Origin of the sequence: Pseudomonas sp. MD195_PC81_125 (assembly GCF_014060985.1) — a bacterium.
GTDB classification, from domain to species: domain Bacteria; phylum Pseudomonadota; class Gammaproteobacteria; order Pseudomonadales; family Pseudomonadaceae; genus Aquipseudomonas; species Aquipseudomonas parakoreensis.
On sequence record NZ_JABULD010000376.1, the window covers coordinates 1 to 662 of the forward strand.

Below are 662 nucleotides of genomic sequence, written 5' to 3' on the forward strand. Positions count from 1 at the left end.
GCCGCACAGACCACGGTCACTGCTCACTACGACATAACCGACGCGCTTTACTTCACGGTCGATCATGAACGGGTGGCGGTATTCCGGGTTGGCGTTGGCCAGATGCCCAATTACCTGGCGGATACGTTCCGCATAAGGACGGCTAGCAGCCATGCGCATTTGTGCCTTGCGCATTTTGCTGACCGCCACTTTTTCCATGGCGCTGGTAATTTTTTGCGTGCTTTTGATGCTCGCAATCTTACTGCGAATCTCTTTTGCGCCTGCCATGTAACACCTATCAGGTTAGCAAGCGGGAGCCTTGCGGCTCCCGCTGCGGCTTACCAGGTTTGGGTGGCCTTGAACTTCTCGATACCGGCTTTGAGGCCAGCGTCGATTTCGTCATTGAAGTCACCTTTAACGTTGATCTTGGCCATCAAATCGGCGTGATCGCGGTTGAAGAAAGCAATCAGCGCTTGTTCGAAGCTGCCGATCTTGGCGATTTCAATGTCAGTCAGGAACCCACGCTCAGCGGCATACAGCGACAGCGCCATGTCAGCGATCGACATCGGTGCGTATTGCTTCTGCTTCATCAGCTCGGTAACGCGCTGACCATGCTCAAGTTGCTTGCGGGTCGCTTCGTCCAGGTCAGAAGCGAACTGGGCGAATGCCGCCAGTTCACGGTA

General features: G+C 55.0%; 1 protein-coding gene and 1 pseudogene. Both read right to left on the reverse strand.

Annotation, left to right across the window (positions count from 1 at the left end):
* On the reverse strand, window positions 1–267 hold a 267-nt coding region (locus HT737_RS15610; protein WP_182403183.1), incomplete at its 3' end, for a F0F1 ATP synthase subunit gamma.
* Between the two features lie 50 nt (window positions 268–317).
* Window positions 318–662, reverse strand: a pseudogene (locus tag HT737_RS15615) (F0F1 ATP synthase subunit alpha); the annotation flags it as partial.